Genomic DNA, 17,967 nt, shown 5'->3' with positions numbered 1-17,967 from the left:
GCTCTCACGGCACGAAGATCAGGAAGACGAAGGTGGCGAGCAGCACCAGATGGACCGAGCCGGACAGGATGTTGGTGCGCCCGCCCGAAAAGGTCACCATCGAGACGACGAGGGTGAGGACCAGCAGCACCATCTCGGTCGGCCCGAGCGCCAGCACCAACGGCTTGCCGAGCACCAGAGACAACGCTCCGACCGCCGGAAACGTCAACCCGATGGTGGCGAGCGACGACCCGAGCGCCAGATTGATGCTGCGCTGGAGCTGATCGGCGCGGGCCGCCTGGATCGCCGCGACGCTCTCCGGCAGCAACACCAACAGCGCCACCAGGACGCCGACGATCGCCGGCGGCGCCCCGATCGCCGCCACGGCGAAGGCGATCGACGCCGCGAAACTCTTGGCGAGCAGGACGATCGCGATCAAGGCGATCCCGAGGAGCGCATAGGGCATCGTCGCGGAGGCCATGCTCGGTTCCGTCTCCGCGCCGCCCTCGCCACCCTCGACGTCGAAGAACCCGCGGTGACGCACGGTCTGGACGTAGAGAAAGATCCCGTAGAGCGCGAGCGTGACCATCGACACGAACGCGATCTGCGCCGTCGAATAGAACGGGCCCGCCGCCGAGGTGGTGAATCCGGGCAGCACCATGGTCAGCACGCCGAACGGCACCAGCACCATCAGATAGGCCCGCGCACTGGTGGTGCGAAACGTCTGCTCGCCCCAGCGCAAGCCACCGATCAGGAAGCACAGGCCGACGAGTCCGTTGCACACCAGCATGATCACCGAGAACACGGTATCGCGCGCCAGGGTCGCGTTGCCGTCGCCCGACAGCATCACCGCCAGGATCAGCGAACATTCGATCACCGTCACCGCCATCGTCAGCACCAGCGTGCCGTAGGGCTCGCCGAGCCGATGGGCGATGGTCTCGGCGTGATGGACCGCCACCGCGACCGCCAGAATCAGCATGGTCAATTCGACGATGGGCAGCACCGACCCCAGCACCGGCAGCGTGGAGAGACGTGCCCCGAAGGCGAGCATCGCCACCGCATAGGCGAGCAGCACCGGCGGCGCGGAACGCCCATGGAGAAACCGTGACCAAGCGGCGCGCGCGCCGGGTGGAGTGTCGGGTGAGGACATGGCTCGGATTTCCGTTGAAGAGAAGCGCGAAGCCGCGAAGCGACCGCGTCGCTCCACCTCGCAGCCTGTCGCATCGAGACCGGCACCGCAACCCGCGTTCGTACCGTCCGACGCCATGGGATCGATCCGCGTCGGCGGCCTCCCCGCGCCTCGCGACGGCTTCGCCCGGCCCGATCGCCCGGCCGCTCTTCCCTTCGCAGGTCGCGTGGAGACGGTCCTGGTGGGATTTCCCGTCCGACCGAGACGTCGACGCCCTTGACGGCGCGGCCGCGAGGGCGACATCTCGCCTCATCGAACCTCCGCCGGAGCCTGTCCATGTACCCGACCGCCACGCCGCTCTCCCGCCGCACCTCCGTCGCCGTCGACGTCGGCGGCGTCGTGATCGGCGGCGGTGCACCGATCGTCGTCCAGTCGATGACCAACACCGACACCGCCGACGTGCTGGGAACCGCCGAACAGGTCCGCGCGCTCGCCCGCGCCGGCTCGGAACTGGTGCGCATCACCGTCGATCGCGACGAGAGCGCCGCCGCCGTGCCCAAGATCCGTGACCGGCTCGACGCCTGGGGCGTGACGGTCCCCCTGATCGGCGATTTCCACTACATCGGCCACAAGCTCCTCGCCGATCACCCCGCCTGCGCCGAGGCGCTCGCCAAATACCGGATCAATCCCGGCAACGTCGGCTTCAAGGACAAGCGCGATCGTCAGTTCACCGCGATCGTCGAACAGGCGATCCGCCACGGCAAGGCGGTGCGGATCGGCGTCAACTGGGGCTCGCTCGACCAGGAGCTCCTCACCCGCCTGATGGACGAGAACGCCGCGAAGGGCGCGCCGCTCACCGCCCGAGCGGTGATGCACGAGGCGATGGTCCAGTCGGCGCTGCTCTCCGCCGAACTCGCCGAGGAGATCGGTCTCGGTCGCGACCGCATCGTCGTCTCCGCCAAGGTCTCCCAGATCCAGGATCTGGTGAAGGTCTCCTGCGAGATCGCCGCCCGCTCGAACCATGCGCTCCACCTCGGCCTCACCGAGGCCGGCATGGGCTCCAAGGGGCTCGTCGCCTCCTCCGCCGCGCTCGGCATCCTGCTGCAGCAGGGCATCGGCGACACCATCCGTTATTCGCTGACCCCCGAGCCCGGCGGCGACCGCACCAAGGAGGTCACCGCCGCCCAGGAACTCCTGCAGACCATGGGCTTCCGCACCTTCGCCCCCGTGGTCGCCGCCTGCCCGGGCTGCGGACGCACGACCTCGACGGTGTTCCAGGAACTCGCCCACAAGATCCAGGAACACATCCGCGTCTCGATGCCGGAATGGCGCGCCAGATATCCCGGCGTCGAGGGGCTCGAGGTGGCGGTGATGGGCTGCATCGTCAACGGCCCCGGCGAATCGAAGCACGCCGACATCGGCATCTCGCTGCCCGGCACCGGCGAGGCCCCGTCGGCCCCGGTCTTCGTCGACGGCAAGAAGGTGGCGACGCTGAAGGGCGCCACCATCGCCGAGGACTTCGAGGCGATGGTGGCCGACTACATCGAGACCCGCTTCGGCAAGGGCCGCGCCGCCGAGTGAAGCAGTCTCACGCCGGCTTCTTCGGCACCCAGGCGGCGGTCTGCGTCGAGTAGCGCTCGCCGGTGATCGCCTCGGGCGGGATCGCCGCCTCGATCGTCGCGACGTCGTCGGCCGAGAGCCTCACCTCGACGGCGGCCGCGTTCTCCTCCAGCCGCTCGATCCGCCGCGTGCCGGGGATCGGCACCACGTCCTCGCCCTTGGCCAGTACCCAGGCGAGCGCCAGCTGCGCCTTGGTGATGCCGTGCGCCCGGGCGATCTCGTCGAGAACCGCGACGAACCGGGCGTTGGCCGCCAGTGCCTCGTCCTGGAAACGCGGCAGCTTGCGGCGGAAGTCGCCCTCACCGAAATCCGCTGTGGTCGTGACCGAACCGGCGAGGAACCCCCGCCCGAGCGGCGCGAACGGCACCACGCCGACACCGAGCTCCCGCGCGGCCGGCAGGATCTCCGCCTCGATGCCGCGCGTCCACAGAGACCATTCGCTCTGGAGAGCGGCGATCGGATGCTCGCGATGCGCCCGGCGCAGCTGATCGGCGTCGACTTCCGAGAGGCCGAGGAAGCGCACCTTGCCCGCGCGGACGAGATCGCCCATCGCCCCGACGCTCTCCTCGATCGGCACGTCCGGATCGACCCGGTGCAGATAGAAGAGATCGATGACGTCGGTACCGAGCCGCTTCAGGCTCGCCTCCGCCACCCGCTTGGCGTTCTCCGGCCGGCCGTCGAGCCCGATCATCCGGTCGACCCCCGCCGCCGCCTCCGGCGCGATGCGGAAGCCGAACTTGGTGGCGATCGTCACCCGGTCGCGCAGGCCCCCGAGCGCCTTGCCGAGCAGGATCTCGTTGTCGTAGGGCCCGTAGACCTCGGCCGTGTCGAGGAAGGTGACGCCGATCTCCACCGCCCGCCGGAGCGTGGCGATCGACTTTCCCTCCTCCTGGCCGCCATAGGCATGGCTCATGCCCATGCATCCCAGACCGATGGCGGAAACCTCGAGACCTTGACCGAGACGACGTGTGCGCATGCCGCGCTCCTTCCTGAAGGGATCCCGGGCCGCGCGGAGGTCATCGGCCCCGAAGAGATCGTGGGGAGAGGCTAGCCGCGCGCGATCGTTCTGATAAGCTCATGATTTCGCAATGTCGTGTTTCGGATCATTCATCAATGAGTCGGATCGAACTCACCGATCTCGATCACTTCACCGCCGTCGCCCGCACGCTCTCGTTTCGCGCCGCGGCCCGCGCGCTCGGGGTCTCGCCCTCGGCGATCTCCCATGCCGTCGCCGGCCTCGAGGTCCGACTCGGCGTGCGCCTCTTCAACCGCACCACCCGTTCGGTCGCCCTGACCGACGCCGGCCGGCGCCTCTACGGACGGCTGTCGCCGGCCTTCGACGAGATTCGCGGCGCGCTCGCCGAAGTGGTCGATCGCCCGGAGCGGCCGGCCGGACGCCTGCGCCTCGGCGCGCCGCGATCGGCGCTGATGCTCGGCCTCTCCGCCCGCCTCGCCGATTTCGCCCGCGCCCATCCCGAGATCGAACTCGACCTCTCGATCGACGAACGCCGCGTCGACATCGTCGCCGAGGGCTTCGACGCCGGGATCCGCATCGGCGAGTTCGTCGAGCGCGACATGATCGCCGTGCCGATCGGCCCGCCGCTCCGCCTCGTGGTCGTCGCCTCGCCCGGCTTCTTCGACGCCCACGGCCGCCCCGCGACCCCGCGCGATCTGGAACCCATGGCCGGCCTCCTGCGCCGCTTCGCCGACGGCACCCTCTATCGTTGGGAATTCGAACGCGACGGCCGCGCCCAGACCGTGCTGCCGCGCCCGCGCATCGTCGCCGACGACGGCGCCGTCCTGGCGGAGATGGCCCGCGCCGGGCTCGGAGTGAGCTGTCTGATCGAGGATCAGGTCCGCGACGACCTCGCCGCCGGCCGGCTCGAGGCGGTGCTGACCGAATGGATGCCGGTCTTCCCCGGCTTCCATCTCCATCACCCGTCGCGGCGGCAGATGCGGCCGGCGCTGCGCGCCCTGATCGATCACCTGCGCGGCGATCGACACGCCGAGGGTCTCAACTCCGCCGTTCCGCGATGAACCGCGCCGCCTCGCGCAGGATCTCCGCCCGCGCGCCGTCGATCGCGAGTTCGGCCTGCGCCGCGCCGACCAACCGCTCGAGTTCCGCCTTCATCGCCGCGACGCCGTGCAGCGCCACCAACGTGCCCTTGCCGCGCGCCGCGTCCTTGCCGGTCGCCTTGCCCATCGCCTCGGGCGAGGCCTCGACGTCGAGGAGATCGTCGGCGATCTGGAAGGCGAGCCCGATCATCGCCCCGAACCGGCCGAGCCGGGCGACGTCCGCCGCCGCCGCGCCCGCCATGATCGCCCCCGCCTCCAGTGGAAAGCGCAGCAGCGCGCCGGTCTTCATCGCCTGGAGCCGGCGGATCTCGCCGTCACCGAGCGTCGCCGCCGCGCCGTCGGCGCTCCACCGCCCCTCCGCCGTCAGATCGAGCATCTGCCCGCCGACCATGCCGCCGAGCCCCGAGGCCCGCGCCAGCCGCACCACCAGATCGGCCCGCACGCCCGCGTCGTGGTGGGTCGCGGGATCGGCGAGAGTGTCGAAGGCGAGCGTCAGGAGCGCGTCGCCGGCGAGGATCGCGGTCGCCTCGTCGAAGGCGCGATGGACCGTCGGCCGGCCCCGGCGCAGATCGTCGTCGTCCATCTGCGGCAGATCGTCGTGGACGAGACTGTAGCAATGGACCATCTCGAGCGCCGCCGCCGCGCGCAGCACGCCCTCGTCCTCGGCTCCGAAGAGCCGCGCCGCCTCGATCAGAAGGAACGGCCGGAGACGCTTGCCGCCGCCGAGCACCGCATGGCGCATCGCCTCGAGCAGCCGCGCCGGGCGCACCGTCTCTTCGGCGAGCGCCTCCGTGCCGAGCAGTCGCGCCAACATGGCCTCGACGCGCGCGCCGTCGCGGGCGAGACTGTCGAGAAAGGGCGTCGACGCGATCGGCATGGCGGGACCTCGGAACGGCGGAACCGGCCGTCAGCTAGCGCGAAATCGTGCCCTCTCCAAGGAAAAACGCGATCGCGGCGTCGCGCCGCGCGAGACGCCGCGAAAAAATGCCGATCGCTCTGGTCAAACGCCCGCGAGTTCGGTATAAGCCCGGCCGATCCACCGAAATCACGTCCCTTCGGCCGGCCGTCCGGACCCTGGGGCATTCTCCGGTGCCCTGTTCGAATTTCGCGTCGCCCGTGAGGCCGACGCCCGATCTGGAGTATGGACGATGGCCGTTCCGAAGAGAAAGACCTCGCCGATGAAGCGCGGCTTCCGCCGCTCGGCGGATGCCCTCAAGGCCCCGACCTATGTCGAGGACAAGGATTCCGGCGAACTGCGCCGCCCGCACCACATCGATCTGAAGACCGGCATGTATCGCGGTCGCCAGATCCTGGACGCCAAGGGCGAGTGATCGCTTCGCGCATTTTCGAATTCGAAGGGCCGGCCTCGAGCCGGCCTTTCTTTTTTTCGACGCGAGCCGGCGTTAACCATGGGGGTGAAACGGTCGATTCGACCCTGCCGGGGTGATTCACGATGGTCATGAACGTACCGCTGACGCTCGCGCCGCTGCTCGTCTACAATCTGGTGATCGCGGGACTGATCGGCGCCGCCCCCGGCGACCCCTGGGTCGAGCCGGTCTTCACCGTCACCATGGTCTCCGACGCGCGCTTCACGCTGCTGCTCGGCGACATGCTGATCCTCGGCGCGCTGGTCTGCCTCTTCGTCGAGATCGTCAAGGCGACCCGGACCTCGTCGCCGACCATCGTCGACCACGCCCTGTCGCTCGGCGTCTTCGTCATCCATCTGGTGGAGTTTCTGACCGTGGCCGCCGCCGCCACCTCGGTCTTCTTCATCCTGACGGCGATCGCCCTGATCGATGTGGTCGGCGGCTTCACCATCACCATTCGCGGCGCCCGCCGCGACTTCGGCTTCGATCGCGGGGCGTGAGCGAGGCGGCTCAGCGCGCCTCGTCGACCAGATAGCCGGGAACCAGCAGCCCCTCGCCGGCCTGCGCCTTCGCATAGATCGCCGTGGCGACGGCCGGCTCGGCGCGCCGCAGCCTCCGCTGCTCCGGCAGATCGCGGTGGGAGGCGATCAACTGGGCGAGAAACGGCGCCTCGACCCGATGCCGCACGATCCGTCCGGTCTCGCTGCGGCTCTCGGCCGCCGGCGCGACCGGCACCAGGGCCCGCCCGCGCTCCTCGCCGGTCTCGCTCGCCCGTGCCGACGGCTCGACCCGACGCGCCCCATCGGGCCGTGAGGCGAGGATCGAAACACCGAGGGTCGGACCGATACGCATGGCGAACTCCGAGGACGTCCTCGGCCGATGTCCCGAAACGGAACGGCGGGGTGAGGATCCCTTAGGATTTCGCAAGGCGCGGGCCAGACGGCGGGCGCGATGCCCGTCCGGCCCCGCCGATCGTCGATCATGGTGAATTCAGCCGAGGAAGCGCCAGACGCGGGTCTTCTTGACCTCCGCGTCCTCCAGCGCCCGGGTCGTCGGAACCCGGTATTCCGCCAGCGAGTCCATGCGGTCCTTCGGCAGATAGCTGCGGCCGGGATCCCCGACCAGCGTCAGGATCCCCTCGTCGGCGCAGGATGCGGCGAAGGCGGCGACCCGGTCGGCCAGCGGCTGTTCGAAGAACACGTCGCCGAGCAGCACCGTTTCGGGACGGAACGGCAGCGCCGCCAGGCCGCCGTCGAGCACGTCCCGTCCCGAGATCTCGATCGAGACGCCGTTCATGCCGGCGTTGAGCTCGAGCGCCACCAGCGCGAACGGGTCGATCTCGGTCGCCAGCACCCGCTTCGCCCCGGCATGCACCGCCGCGATCGCCTCGAGCCCGGCCCCGGCGGCGAAGACCAGGACCTCGCGTCCCGCCACCGTCTCGGGATGATCCAGCACGTAGCGCGCGAGCGCCTGCCCACCGGCCCAGGCGAAGGCCCAGAACGGCAGCGGCAGCCCGAGCGTCTCCAGCTCGTCCTCGGTCAATTTCCACAGATCCATCGCCTCGTCGGCCAGATGGAGCGAGATCTCCGGGACGTGCGGCGGCGCCTGCAGCCGCGTGTTGGCGCGGATGAACTCGAGCTTGTCGATCTCGGATCCGGCCATGACACCCTCGCTCAGGGCTCGAGCCCGCCGAGGGCGCGCACCATCGCCCATTCCTCGTCCGTCACCGGCTGCACGGAGAGGCGCGAATTCTTGACCAGGACCATCTCGGCGAGGCGCGGATCGGCCTTGATCTCGGCGAGCGTGACCGGACGCGGCAGCTTCTCCACCGCCTTCAGCGTCACCGCGCCGTAGGTGCCCTTGGCGTCGTTGGGATCGGGCGCCCACGTCGCCACCACCTCGACCACCCCGACCACGGCCTTGCCCTCGTTGGAGTGGTAGAAGAAGCCGCGCTCGCCGACCTCCATCGCCTTCATGTTCTTGTTGGCGAGCGGATTGCGCACCCCGTCCCAATAGGTGCCGGCCTCGCCCTTGGCGACCTGATCGTCCCACGACCACACGCCCGGTTCGGACTTGTAGAGCCAATGCGCCATGCCGGGTCTCCTCACGCCGCCGGCGCGCCGACGACCCAGCGCCACGGCCGGATATCGACCGCCGCGAAGAGCCCGGCGCCGGCGTAAGGGTCGGCCGCGAAGGTCGCCTTCGCCTCGGCGAGATCCCCCGCCTCGATCACCACCACCGAGCCGCACATGGTCTCGCCGCTCTCGTCGAAGAACGGGCCGGCGATGCGGACCTTCTCACCGAGGCTCTTCAGCCAGGCGACGTGCGCGTCGCGGGTGGCGAGCCTGACGGCGAGGCCGTCGGGCATGTCGTGACAGAGGGCGACGAAGAGCATGCGCGGGGTCTCCGAAAGGATGGACGAGTCGTGCCGACCTTAGGCGTTGCGTCGCCCCCGGTCCACCCGCCGGCCCCCTCCTCTCAGCCGACCTCGCGCTTCAAGGGGCGGCTCATCAGTCGGTCGATCGCCCCGTCGACGCCGATCGTCTCGGCCACCACGTCGGCGACCGCCGCCGTGATCGGCAGCTCGACCCCGTGGCTCGCGGCGAATTCGACCGCCACGCTCGCGGTATGGACCCCTTCCGCGAGCTTGGTGCCGCGCCGGGTCAGATCGGCGATCGACCCGCCCGCGCCGATCGCCACCCCGAGCGAGAAGTTGCGCGACTGCGGCGAGGTCGCGGTCAACACCAGATCGCCCAGCCCCGAGAGCCCCATCAGCGTCTCCGCCTCGGCCCCCAGCGCCCGGGCGAGCCGGGTCAGCTCGGCGAAGCCGCGCGCCGTGGTGGCGGCCTGCGCGCTGGCGCCGAGTCCACGCCCGACGACGATGCCGGAGGCGATGGCGAGCACGTTCTTCAAGGCGCCACCGACCTGGACGCCGATCAGATCGTGCGAGGCATAGGGCCGGAAGGTCGACGACGACAGTGCCCGGGCGATCGCCTCGGCGAGCGCGTCGTCCTTCGCCGCCACCGTCACCGCCGTCGGCAGGCCGCGCGCCACGTCGACCGCGAAACTCGGCCCCGACAGAACCCCGGCGACCGCGTTCGGCATCGCCGCGGCGATCACGTCGGTCATCGTCGCCCGGGTGCCGTGCTCGAGCCCCTTGGCGGCGCTGACCACCGGCGTGCCCGGCGCGATCAGCCCGGCGAGTTCGCCCGCGCTCGCCCGCGTCGCCTGAGCCGGAACCGACAGGATGACCAGTTGGGCGCCGTCGAGCGCATGAGCCGCGTCGGTGGTGGCATAGAGACCCGGCTCGAGGCGGATGTCGCCGAGATAGCGCGGGTTGCGCCCCTCCTCGCCGATCGCCGCCACCGTCTCCGGATCGCGTCCGTAGAGGCGGACCTCACGGCCCGCCCGCGCCGCCACCAGCGCCAGCGCCGTGCCCCAGGCCCCGGCACCGATCACCGCGACCCGTTCGATCGCCGGCCGTTCGCTCATGCCTTGGCTCCCCATTGTCCCGAGCCCAATCGAGGCGCGGCGGTCTCGTCGAGCGGCCAACGTGGCCGCGCCTGCGCGTTCATGCCGTCCTCGCAGCCCGCCGCCAGCCGTTCCGCCCCGGCCCAGGCGATCATCGCGCCGTTGTCGGTGCAGAGCCGCCCCGGCGGCACCACCACCCGGCCGCCGAGCTTTCCCGCCGCCGCCGCCAGCGCCGCCGCGATCCCCTTGTTGGCCGCGACCCCGCCGGCGGTGACGAGCAGCGGCGCGGTGACGCCGGTCTCCGCCTTGAAGCGCTTCAGCGCCAGTTCCGCCTTGAACCGCACGACGTCGGTCACCGCCGCCTGGAACGAGGCGCAGAGATCGGCGATCGTCTGTTCCGACAGCGGCTGTTCCGCCTCCGCCGCCAACCGCACGGCCGTCTTCAGCCCCGAGAAGGAGAAATCGAGGCTGTCGCGCCGCATCAGGGGACGTGGCAGATCGAACCGCGCCGGATCGCCCGCCGCCGCGCGTTTCTCCACCTGCGGCCCACCGGGATAGGGCAGACCCAGCATCTTGGCGGTCTTGTCGAAGGCCTCGCCGAGCGCGTCGTCGATGGTCGTGCCGAGCCGGCGATAACGCCCGAGCCCCTCGACCGCGACGAATTGGGTGTGGCCACCGGAGACCAGCAGCAGGAGATAGGGAAAGGGCGCGTCGTCGGTCAGGCGCGGCGTCAGCGCGTGGCCTTCCAGATGATTGACCGCGACGAGCGGCAGCCGATGCATCGCCGCGATCGCCTTGGCGGTCATCAACCCGACGATGACGCCGCCGATCAGCCCCGGCCCGGCGGTCGCGGCGATCGCGTCGAGATCGGAGAAGCCGAGCCCGGCCTCGCGCATCGCCCGTTCGACGATGCCGTCGAGAAGGTCGACGTGGGCGCGCGCCGCGATCTCCGGCACCACGCCGCCGAAGGGCGCGTGCTCGGCGATCTGCGAATGGACCACGTCGGAGAGAATGCGGCCGCGCCCGTCGTCGCCGCGCTCGACCACCGCCGCCGCCGTCTCGTCGCAACTGGTCTCGATGCCCAGGACCCGCACGTCCGTCCCCTCGATCGCGCCCGCGATCCGCTGTCCCGTCCGGAAACGTCCCATCCCCGAGGGAGGTGGCGAGCGATCCGGCTTTCCTCTAGAGAAGACGAACGATCTCATGCGCGAGGCCGGTCGAGCGTTCGTCTCGGTGTGGCCCTTGCCGTATCACCGGGTGGGAACGACGTGCAATCGAAGATGTCAGAGACGAAGGTCCGGATCGGCACGCGCGGCAGCGCGCTGGCGCTCGCTCAGGCCCACGAGACCCGCGACCGCCTCGCCGCGGCGACGGGCCGCAGCCCCGACCTGTTCGAGATCGTCGTCATCAAGACCTCCGGCGATCGCATCCTCGATCGCCCCCTCTCCGAGGTCGGCGGTAAGGGTCTCTTCACCAAGGAGATCGAAGAGGCGCTGATCGATCGCTCGATCGACCTCGCCGTCCATTCCTCCAAGGACATGCCGACCGTCCTGCCCGACGGGCTGGAGATCACCGCCTTCCTGCCGCGCGAGGACGTCCGCGACGCCTTCCTGTCGAAGCGGGCGAAGAGCCTCGCCGATCTGCCGGCCGGTTCGGTGGTCGGCACCTCGAGCCTGCGCCGCCGCGCCATGGTCCGGCGCCTGCGCCCCGACCTCGAGGTGGTCGAGTTCCGCGGCAACGTCCAGTCGCGCCTGAGGAAGCTCGAGGAGGGCGTCGCCGACGCCACGCTTCTCGCCGCCGCCGGCCTGCGCCGTCTCGGTCTCGAGACCGAGATCGCCTCGCTGATCGAGACGAAGGACTTCCTTCCGGCCGTCGGCCAGGGCGCCATCTGCATCGAGAGCCGCGCCGACGACGCCACCACCCGCTCCCTCGTCGGGCTGATCCATCATACCGACACCGCCACCGCCCTCACCCTCGAACGGGCCTTCCTGCGCGTTCTCGACGGCTCCTGCCGCACGCCCATCGCCGGCCTCGCCCGGGTCGAGGGCGACACCGTCCGCTTCGACGGGCTGATCCTGCGACCCGACGGGTCCGAGGCCCACGCCGTCACCCGCTCCGGCCCGATCGGCGAGGCCGAGGCGATCGGCCGCGAGGCGGGCGAACACCTGAAGCGGCTCGGCGGGCCGGATTTCTTCACCCCGCTCCCCTGAGGAGAGCTCGATGCGCGTCCTCGTGACCAGGGCCGAAGACCAGGGACGCGCCACCAAGGCCCGTCTCGAGGCGGCCGGTCTCGACGGCGTCGTCGCGCCTTTGACCCGCATCGTCCTCGACGGCGACGTCGAGCTCGATCTCGACCACGTCCAGGCGATCCTGGTGACGAGCCTCAACGGCGTCGCCGCGCTCGCCCTCAATCCGGCCGCCGACCGCGCCCGCGCCCTGCCGCTCCTCGCCGTCGGCGAGCGCACCGCCCGCGCCGCCCGCGATCGCGGCTTCACCGACGTCGCCTCCGCAGACGGCGATCGCCGCGCCCTGGCGGCGCTCGCCGCCGACCGGCTCGACCCCGCGCGCGGACCCCTCCTGTGGGCGGCCGGCGCCGACCGTACCGCCGATCTCGTCGACGATCTCGAGGCGCGCGGTTTCGCCGTCCGGGTCGTCGAGCTCTACCGCGCCGAGGCGGTCGCGACGCTTCCCGACAGCGTCGCCGCCGACCTCGCCGGGGGCCACATCGACGCCATCGCCGTCTATTCGCCGCGAAGCGCGGAGATCCTCGTCGAGGCCCTGGCGGCTCGAGGCTTTTCTCCAACTGACTCGCGCTTTCGCATCCATGCTATATCCGAGGCGACGGCCGAACCCCTTCGGCGTGCCGGCTATGCCCGGGTCGTGGTCGCCGAAAGGCCCGACGAACCGGGCCTGTTGGTGACCTTCGTTCAATCCCGCGAACATCCCGAACCGGGAGACGACGCGGAGACAGGGAGATCGCACATGGCGCCGAAGACGGGATTCGAGCCCGAAAAGCACGATCCGGCCGAACCGATCGAGGCGACCCGCGCCGACGAGACGACGATCGAGAGCGCTCCCGTCCCCGCCGAGACGGCCGAGGAAACCCCGGTCGACGCCGCCACGCCGGCCGCACCCGGCCCCGAGGAGACCGTCGCCGAGACCCCGGCCGAGACCGCTCCCGCCCCCGAGGAAGCGACCCCTCCGCCTCCCGCCGACGACGACGCCACGCCCGCCGGACCCGCGCCGGCCCCCGTCGCCGAGGCCCCTGCCCCACCCCCCGCACCGACGCCGGCTGCGGCGCGTGGTATCGGCGGCGGTGCCCTGATCGGCGGTGTGATCGTCGCCGCGCTCGCCGGCGGCGTGATCGGCATCGGCGGTGGTCGCGTGTTGGCCCCGCAGGTCGACGCGCTGCTCGGCCCGGCCGCGAAGACCCCCGATCCCGCCCTGAAGGCTGCGACCGATCGTCTCGCCGCACTCGAGGCCAAGGTCGCCGCCGACGAGAAGAAGGTGGCCGAGACGCCCGTCGTCGACCTCGCCCCGATCGAGAAGCGCATCGCCGCGATCGAGGCAGCACCCGCCCTGAAGCTTCCCGCCGACCTCGCCGCCCGCGTCGACACGCTGCAGAAGGCGGCCGAGGAGCGCCTCGCCGCCGCCAAGACCTCGGTCGCCGAAGGTCTCGCCAAACTGCCGGCCGCGGACGGCGCCACCCTGAACGACCTCGCCTCCCGGGTCGACGCGGCCATCGCCGCCGCCCGCGAGAGCGCCGCCGCCGAGGTCGCCGCGCTCTCCGCCCGTCTCGACGCCACCCGCGAGGATCTGAAGGCGCGCGGCGCCGATGGAGGCGAGGCCGCCAAGGCCGCGCTCGCCGACGCCGCCACCCGCCTCGCCGCCGAGGTCGAGAAGCAGAAGGCCGAAGTCACCGCCGCTCTCGACGGCATGCGCAAGCGCCTCGGTGGCGTCGAGGGCCTGCGCGCCGAGGTCGACGGCCTCGTCGGCCGCCTCGGTGGTCTCGAGTCCTCCAACACCGAGGCCAAGGCCGATCGCGGCCGCATCGCCGAGAGCCTCGACCAGACCCTGGAAGCGACCGAGGGCCGGGTCGGCTCGATGGAATCGAAGCTCGCCAAGATCGAGGCCGGCGCCGAGGCCGCCACCAAGGCCCAGGCCGAGGCGGTGTTCGCGGTGGCGCTGGCCGATCTCAAGTCCGCCGTCGACGCCGGCCGTCCCTTCGGCCCCGAATGGGAGGTGGTGAAGCGCGCCGCCCCCGAGGGCGTGCCGACGCTCGCTCCGCTCGAGGCCTTCGTCGCCACCGGCGTGCCCTCGCCGACGAAACTGCGCGAGGACCTGCCCAAGGTCGCCCGCGCCATGGTCGAGGCCGACGAGGCGGCGAGCGCCGGCTCCGGATTCCTCGATCGGATGATGAGCCACGCCGCCTCGATCGTCCGCGTCCGCCCGGCCGGCGAGAGTGCCGGCGAGAGCCTCTCCGCCAAGGTCTCGCGGATCGACAGCCGGCTGGCGAGCGGCGATCTTCCCGCCGCGCTGGCCGCCTGGAAGGCCCTGCCCGACGGCGCCCGCGCGGTCTCGGCGAAATGGGGCGCCGCGCTCGAGGCCCGTGTCGCCGTCGATGCCGCGCTGGCCGCCCAGACCGCCGGTGTCGTCTCCAAATTGTCCCAACCGAAGTGAGGGTCCGAAGATGATCCGTCTGCTCGTCTTCCTCGCCGCCCTCGTCGGCCTCGCCTTCGGCTTCTCCTGGCTCGCCGACCATCCCGGCGAGGCCTCGATCACCTGGTTCGGTCAGCGCGTCGAGACCGACACCACCACGCTCGGCATCGGTCTGGTGGTGTTGATCGTCGCCGTTCTGATCCTCTTGGCGATCGTCCGCCTGATCTGGAACGCCCCCGGCTCGATCGGCTCCTTCTTCGGCCGCCGCCGCCGCGAGAAGGGCTGGGCCGCCCTGTCGCGCGGCATGATCGCCGTCGGCGCCGGCGACCTCGGCACCGCCGTCAAGGCGTCCGCCGATGCCCGCGCCCATCTCGGCGACGAGCCGCTGGCGCTCCTCCTCGAGGCGCAGCAAGCCCAGCTCCTCGGCGATCGCGGCACCGCCCGCCGCGCCTTCGAGACCATGCTCGACGATCCCCGCACCCGCCTCCTCGGCCTGCGCGGCCTCTATGTCGAGGCGGTGCGCTGGGGCGACGGCCCCGGCGCCGCCCATTACGCCGAGGCCGCTCACCGCGCCGCCCCCCGTCTCGCCTGGGCCGGTCAGGCCCTGGTCGAATATCGCACCCGCAGCCGCGACTGGCAGGGCGCCCTCGAGGCGATCGACCAGAACCGCCGCCACGGCATCATCGACAAGCCCGCCGCCCGCCGCCTGCGCGCCGTGGTGCTGACCGCCGACGGGCTCGAGCGCGAGAGCTCCGCCCCCGACGTGGTCCGTGGCACCGCGCTCGAGGCGCACGGCCTCGCCCCCGATCTGGTGCCGGCGGCCACCCTCGCCGCGCGGCTCGCCGCCCGCGCCGGTGATCTGCGCAACGCCGGCCGCGTCCTCGAGGCCGCCTGGAAAGTCGCGCCCCATCCCGAGATCGCCGAGGCCTACGCCCACCTGCGGCCCGGCGACGGCGCCCGCGATCGCCTCGCCCGGGTCACCAAACTGACCGAGATCCGCGCCAATCACCCCGAAGGTGTGATCGCGCTCGCCCGCGCCCAGATCGAGGCCCAGGACTTCGCCGCCGCGCGCGCCGCGCTGAAGCCGATCCTCGCCGACGGCGCCACCCGCCGGGTCTGCCTGCTGATGGCCCGCATCGAGGAGGGCGAGGGCGGCACCCCCGGCGCCGTGCGCGGCTGGCTCACCCGGGCGGTCCACGCCCCGCGCGATGCCGCCTGGGTCGCCGACGGCTTCGTCTCCGACCATTGGGCCGCCGTCTCGCCGATCAACGGCCGTCTCGACGCCTTCGAATGGAAGATCCCGTCCGAGGACGTCGCCGCGCTCGCCTGGGAGGATCCCGCCGACGAAGCCGACGAGACGCTCGCGCTCTCCGGCTCGATCGTGCCGGTCGAGACGGTCCGCACCGCCGTCGAGCCCGCCGCGCCGCCCGCGCCCGAACCGGCCCCCGTGGCTCAGGCCCCGGCCCCGGCTCCGACTTCGGCTCAGGCCCCCGCGCCGGCGACCGCCGTCGAGCCGCCGGCCGCCGTGCCCGAGGCCCCCGCCGAGACCCTCGCCGCGAGTGCCGGGCCGGCCGCCGCCCCCGAGGCCACGCCGGCGCCGAAGGCGGCCCCCGCGAACCCGGCCCGGCCGAGCGCCGAGATCGTCGAGCTTCAGCCGCACATGCCCGACGATCCCGGCCCCGATCTGACCGAGACGCCACCGGCACCGAAGCGGTTCCGCCTGTTCTCCTGACCGGCGATCCCGAGCGAGAGACGACGAAGGCCGGCGCTCACCCCGCCGGCCTTTTCCGTTCGCGGCCCGTCGAAGCCGGTGGCAGCCCCGCGAACGCGAAAAGGGCCGGATCGCTCCGGCCCTTTCGAAGGATGTCGATCGCGGCGCCGATCACTCGGCGGCGGCGACGGTCTTCTTGTCCTGGCGCTCGACGATACGAGCCTTCTTGCCGGTCAGGCCGCGCAGGTAATAGAGCTTGGCGCGACGCACCTTGCCGCGGCGGACCACCTCGACGCCCTCGATGAGGGGGGTGTAGCACGGGAACACGCGCTCGACGCCCTCGCCGTAGGAGATCTTGCGGACGGTGAAGCTCTCGTTGAGACCGGAGCCGGCGCGGGCGATGCAGACGCCCTCGTAGGCCTGGACGCGGGTGCGCGAGCCTTCGACGACGCGCACGTTGACGCGGACGGTGTCGCCCGGCGCGAAGTCGGGGATCTTGCGCTTTTCGGCGATGGCCGCGGCCTGCTCGGCCTCGAGCTGTTCGATGATGTTCATGGTCGTCACCTGTTCGGAATTTGCGTTGCCTATACTCGAAGTCCGTCGCCTTGTCATGCCCCCGTCGTGACTTTGGGGCCGAGAAGGCCGTGATTCGTCATTTCCTGGTCCCACCCGTCGCGTGCGCGGCTTCCCACGCCCGCCACAGGTCCGGGCGCCGGTCCCGGGTGATCGCCTCCGACTTCGCGTGTCGCCAACGCGCGATCGCCTTGTGATCGCCCGAGGTGAGCACCTCCGGGATCCTCCGCTCCTCCCAGACCTGGGGCCGGGTGTAGTGCGGATATTCCAGGAGCCCGGTCTCGAAGCTCTCCTCGCAACCGGACTCGCGTTGTCCCATCACCCCGTCGAGGAGGCGGACGACCGCGTCGAGCAAGATCATCGCCGCGACCTCCCCGCCGGAGAGCACGTAGTCGCCGACCGAGACCTCGATCAGCTCGCGCCCCTCGATCACCCGCTCGTCGACGCCCTCGAAGCGCCCGCACAGAGCAACCAGCCCCGGCCCCGCCGCCAGGTCGCGAACGAAGCCTTGCGTCAGCGGTCGACCGCGCGGGCTCATCAGGAGCCTGGGACGGTCGTCGGAACCGATCGAGTCCAGCGCCCGGCCGACCACGTCGGCCCTGAGCACCATCCCCGGTCCCCCGCCCGCCGGCGTATCGTCGACGGAGCGATGACGATCGGTGGCGAAGTCGCGGATCTGGACGGTCTCGAGACCCCAGATCCCCTTCTCCAGCGCCTTGCCCGCCAGAGCCGCGCCGAGCGGCCCCGGGAACATCTCCGGATAGAGCGTGAGCACGGTCGCGGAAAATCCGGTCACGCCCCACGCTCCCCCTCGGACGTGGACGGGTCGGCCCCGTCCTCGCCCGCTTCCGGCTTCGCCTCCGCGAGGAAGCCCTCCGGCAGATCGGCCACCACCCGTCCCGCCTTCACGTCCACCACCGGCACGAAGGCCCGGGTGAACGGCAGGTAGAAGCTGGTCCCCGCCGCCGGGCGGATCTCCAGGAGATCGCCGGCGCCGTAGTCCGGCACCGCGACGATCGTCCCGATCGACGCCCCGGCCGCATCGACCACGTCGAGCCCGATCAGGTCGGTGTGGTAGAAGGTCTCCTCGTCCTCCGGCTCCGGCAGCGCCGAACGGGGGATGGTGAGATCGCGGTTGGTGAGCGTCTCGGCGGCGTTGCGATCGGCGATCTCGCGGAACTTGACCACCAGCATGTCGCCTTGGGTCCGCATCCGCTCGATCGTCAGTCGCCGGCCGTCGGGAAGCGACAGCGGGCCGTAGTCGCCGATGGCGTCCATCGGCTCGGTGAAGGCCTTGACCCGCACCTCGCCGCGAATGCCGTGGGCGGCGCCGACGCGGCCGACGAGGATCGGTTCATCGCTCATGACGGTTCACCTCGCCC

Annotated in this window: 19 protein-coding genes; 7 read left to right on the top strand and 12 right to left on the bottom strand. The window is 71.5% G+C overall.

Annotation, left to right across the window (positions count from 1 at the left end):
- Window positions 1-4: 4 nt before the first annotated feature.
- Window positions 5-1,030 carry a calcium:cation antiporter gene (locus J3S89_RS19370; RefSeq protein WP_420801333.1) on the bottom strand — a complete coding sequence of 342 codons (1,026 nt, stop codon included), beginning with the start codon at window positions 1,028-1,030 and terminating at the stop codon, window positions 5-7.
- Between the two features lie 414 nt (window positions 1,031-1,444).
- On the opposite strand from J3S89_RS19370, the gene ispG reads away from it, so the two are divergent.
- A complete protein-coding gene (gene ispG, locus J3S89_RS19365; RefSeq protein WP_217929783.1) occupies window positions 1,445-2,689 on the top strand; it encodes a flavodoxin-dependent (E)-4-hydroxy-3-methylbut-2-enyl-diphosphate synthase in 1,245 nt (414 codons plus the stop codon).
- 7 nt (window positions 2,690-2,696) lie between these two features.
- Here ispG and J3S89_RS19360 read toward each other — a convergent pair whose 3' ends face one another.
- Window positions 2,697-3,704: an aldo/keto reductase gene (locus J3S89_RS19360; RefSeq protein ID WP_217929781.1), complete on the bottom strand. Its 1,008-nt coding sequence runs from the start codon at window positions 3,702-3,704 to the stop codon at window positions 2,697-2,699.
- 137 nt (window positions 3,705-3,841) lie between these two features.
- On the opposite strand from J3S89_RS19360, the gene J3S89_RS19355 reads away from it, so the two are divergent.
- On the top strand, window positions 3,842-4,765 hold the full coding sequence (locus J3S89_RS19355; protein WP_217929779.1) for a LysR family transcriptional regulator: 924 nt from the start codon (window positions 3,842-3,844) through the stop codon (window positions 4,763-4,765).
- Here the strand turns inward: J3S89_RS19355 and J3S89_RS19350 are convergent.
- Entirely contained in the window at window positions 4,743-5,681 is a 939-nt protein-coding gene (locus J3S89_RS19350; RefSeq protein ID WP_217929777.1) for a polyprenyl synthetase family protein, read from the bottom strand. The genes J3S89_RS19355 and J3S89_RS19350 overlap by 23 nt on opposite strands.
- 271 nt (window positions 5,682-5,952) lie before the next feature.
- Here J3S89_RS19350 and rpmF point away from each other — a divergent pair, with 271 nt between their 5' ends.
- Window positions 5,953-6,135 (top strand): 50S ribosomal protein L32, encoded by a 183-nt coding sequence (rpmF, locus tag J3S89_RS19345; RefSeq protein WP_217929761.1) that lies wholly within the window; start codon window positions 5,953-5,955, stop codon window positions 6,133-6,135.
- 128 nt (window positions 6,136-6,263) lie between these two features.
- On the top strand, window positions 6,264-6,671 hold the full coding sequence (locus J3S89_RS19340; protein WP_338019804.1) for a hypothetical protein: 408 nt from the start codon (window positions 6,264-6,266) through the stop codon (window positions 6,669-6,671).
- 10 nt (window positions 6,672-6,681) lie between these two features.
- Here the strand turns inward: J3S89_RS19340 and J3S89_RS19335 are convergent, their stop codons facing one another.
- From J3S89_RS19335 to tsaD, 6 genes are all read right to left on the bottom strand, one after another.
- Complete coding sequence (locus tag J3S89_RS19335) at window positions 6,682-7,023, bottom strand: hypothetical protein (RefSeq protein ID WP_217929757.1); 342 nt, start codon at window positions 7,021-7,023, stop codon at window positions 6,682-6,684.
- Between the two features lie 138 nt (window positions 7,024-7,161).
- Entirely contained in the window at window positions 7,162-7,833 is a 672-nt protein-coding gene (locus tag J3S89_RS19330; RefSeq protein WP_217929754.1) for a class I SAM-dependent methyltransferase, read from the bottom strand.
- Window positions 7,834-7,844: 11 nt separating this feature from the next.
- The gene (locus J3S89_RS19325; protein ID WP_217929752.1) at window positions 7,845-8,264 is read right to left on the bottom strand and encodes an EVE domain-containing protein; all 420 of its coding nucleotides are present in this window, start codon (window positions 8,262-8,264) and stop codon (window positions 7,845-7,847) included.
- Window positions 8,265-8,275: 11 nt separating this feature from the next.
- Window positions 8,276-8,566 carry a YciI family protein gene (locus J3S89_RS19320; protein ID WP_217929742.1) on the bottom strand — a complete coding sequence of 97 codons (291 nt, stop codon included), beginning with the start codon at window positions 8,564-8,566 and terminating at the stop codon, window positions 8,276-8,278.
- 83 nt (window positions 8,567-8,649) lie between these two features.
- Window positions 8,650-9,663: an NAD(P)H-dependent glycerol-3-phosphate dehydrogenase gene (locus J3S89_RS19315; RefSeq protein WP_217929738.1), complete on the bottom strand. Its 1,014-nt coding sequence runs from the start codon at window positions 9,661-9,663 to the stop codon at window positions 8,650-8,652.
- Window positions 9,660-10,736 (bottom strand): tRNA (adenosine(37)-N6)-threonylcarbamoyltransferase complex transferase subunit TsaD, encoded by a 1,077-nt coding sequence (tsaD, locus tag J3S89_RS19310; RefSeq protein WP_217929736.1) that lies wholly within the window; start codon window positions 10,734-10,736, stop codon window positions 9,660-9,662. The genes J3S89_RS19315 and tsaD overlap by 4 nt, the downstream gene beginning before the upstream one ends.
- Before the next feature lie 186 nt (window positions 10,737-10,922).
- Here tsaD and hemC point away from each other — a divergent pair, with 186 nt between their 5' ends.
- From hemC to J3S89_RS19295, 3 genes are read left to right on the top strand one after another with little or no spacing between them, the layout of a single operon-like run.
- Complete coding sequence (gene hemC, locus J3S89_RS19305; RefSeq protein WP_217929734.1) at window positions 10,923-11,852, top strand: hydroxymethylbilane synthase; 930 nt, start codon at window positions 10,923-10,925, stop codon at window positions 11,850-11,852.
- 10 nt (window positions 11,853-11,862) lie between these two features.
- Window positions 11,863-14,322 (top strand): uroporphyrinogen-III synthase, encoded by a 2,460-nt coding sequence (locus J3S89_RS19300; protein ID WP_217929732.1) that lies wholly within the window; start codon window positions 11,863-11,865, stop codon window positions 14,320-14,322.
- Between the two features lie 10 nt (window positions 14,323-14,332).
- Window positions 14,333-16,033, top strand: coding sequence for a heme biosynthesis protein HemY (locus tag J3S89_RS19295; protein WP_217929718.1), 1,701 nt, complete (start codon window positions 14,333-14,335; stop codon window positions 16,031-16,033).
- 150 nt (window positions 16,034-16,183) lie between these two features.
- On the opposite strand, the gene rplS is transcribed toward J3S89_RS19295, so the two are convergent.
- From rplS to rimM, 3 genes are all read right to left on the bottom strand, one after another.
- The gene (rplS, locus tag J3S89_RS19290; RefSeq protein WP_217929709.1) at window positions 16,184-16,567 is read right to left on the bottom strand and encodes a 50S ribosomal protein L19; all 384 of its coding nucleotides are present in this window, start codon (window positions 16,565-16,567) and stop codon (window positions 16,184-16,186) included.
- A 97-nt stretch (window positions 16,568-16,664) separates the two neighbouring features.
- Entirely contained in the window at window positions 16,665-17,381 is a 717-nt protein-coding gene (gene trmD / locus J3S89_RS19285; protein WP_338019803.1) for a tRNA (guanosine(37)-N1)-methyltransferase TrmD, read from the bottom strand.
- The gene (rimM, locus tag J3S89_RS19280; protein WP_217929699.1) at window positions 17,378-17,950 is read right to left on the bottom strand and encodes a ribosome maturation factor RimM; all 573 of its coding nucleotides are present in this window, start codon (window positions 17,948-17,950) and stop codon (window positions 17,378-17,380) included. Before rimM ends, trmD begins: the two co-directional genes overlap by 4 nt.
- Between the last annotated feature and the right edge of the window lie 17 nt (window positions 17,951-17,967).

Source organism: Pinisolibacter aquiterrae, assembly GCF_019160155.1.
GTDB lineage: Bacteria > Pseudomonadota > Alphaproteobacteria > Rhizobiales > Ancalomicrobiaceae > Pinisolibacter > Pinisolibacter aquiterrae.
Note: the sequence above shows the minus strand (reverse complement) of the source record. Positions and strands in the feature narration are given on the sequence as shown.

Coding starts and splice junctions, on each gene's coding strand:
- J3S89_RS19370 (WP_420801333.1), bottom strand. CDS start 1,030: ATGCTCGCCTTCGGGGCACGTCTCTCCACGCTGCCGGTGCTGGGGTCG.
- ispG (WP_217929783.1), top strand. CDS start 1,445: ATGTACCCGACCGCCACGCCGCTCTCCCGCCGCACCTCCGTCGCCGTC.
- J3S89_RS19360 (WP_217929781.1), bottom strand. CDS start 3,704: ATGCGCACACGTCGTCTCGGTCAAGGTCTCGAGGTTTCCGCCATCGGT.
- J3S89_RS19355 (WP_217929779.1), top strand. CDS start 3,842: ATGAGTCGGATCGAACTCACCGATCTCGATCACTTCACCGCCGTCGCC.
- J3S89_RS19350 (WP_217929777.1), bottom strand. CDS start 5,681: ATGCCGATCGCGTCGACGCCCTTTCTCGACAGTCTCGCCCGCGACGGC.
- rpmF (WP_217929761.1), top strand. CDS start 5,953: ATGGCCGTTCCGAAGAGAAAGACCTCGCCGATGAAGCGCGGCTTCCGC.
- J3S89_RS19340 (WP_338019804.1), top strand. CDS start 6,264: ATGAACGTACCGCTGACGCTCGCGCCGCTGCTCGTCTACAATCTGGTG.
- J3S89_RS19335 (WP_217929757.1), bottom strand. CDS start 7,023: ATGCGTATCGGTCCGACCCTCGGTGTTTCGATCCTCGCCTCACGGCCC.
- J3S89_RS19330 (WP_217929754.1), bottom strand. CDS start 7,833: ATGGCCGGATCCGAGATCGACAAGCTCGAGTTCATCCGCGCCAACACG.
- J3S89_RS19325 (WP_217929752.1), bottom strand. CDS start 8,264: ATGGCGCATTGGCTCTACAAGTCCGAACCGGGCGTGTGGTCGTGGGAC.
- J3S89_RS19320 (WP_217929742.1), bottom strand. CDS start 8,566: ATGCTCTTCGTCGCCCTCTGTCACGACATGCCCGACGGCCTCGCCGTC.
- J3S89_RS19315 (WP_217929738.1), bottom strand. CDS start 9,663: ATGAGCGAACGGCCGGCGATCGAACGGGTCGCGGTGATCGGTGCCGGG.
- hemC (WP_217929734.1), top strand. CDS start 10,923: ATGTCAGAGACGAAGGTCCGGATCGGCACGCGCGGCAGCGCGCTGGCG.
- J3S89_RS19300 (WP_217929732.1), top strand. CDS start 11,863: ATGCGCGTCCTCGTGACCAGGGCCGAAGACCAGGGACGCGCCACCAAG.
- J3S89_RS19295 (WP_217929718.1), top strand. CDS start 14,333: ATGATCCGTCTGCTCGTCTTCCTCGCCGCCCTCGTCGGCCTCGCCTTC.
- rplS (WP_217929709.1), bottom strand. CDS start 16,567: ATGAACATCATCGAACAGCTCGAGGCCGAGCAGGCCGCGGCCATCGCC.
- rimM (WP_217929699.1), bottom strand. CDS start 17,950: ATGAGCGATGAACCGATCCTCGTCGGCCGCGTCGGCGCCGCCCACGGC.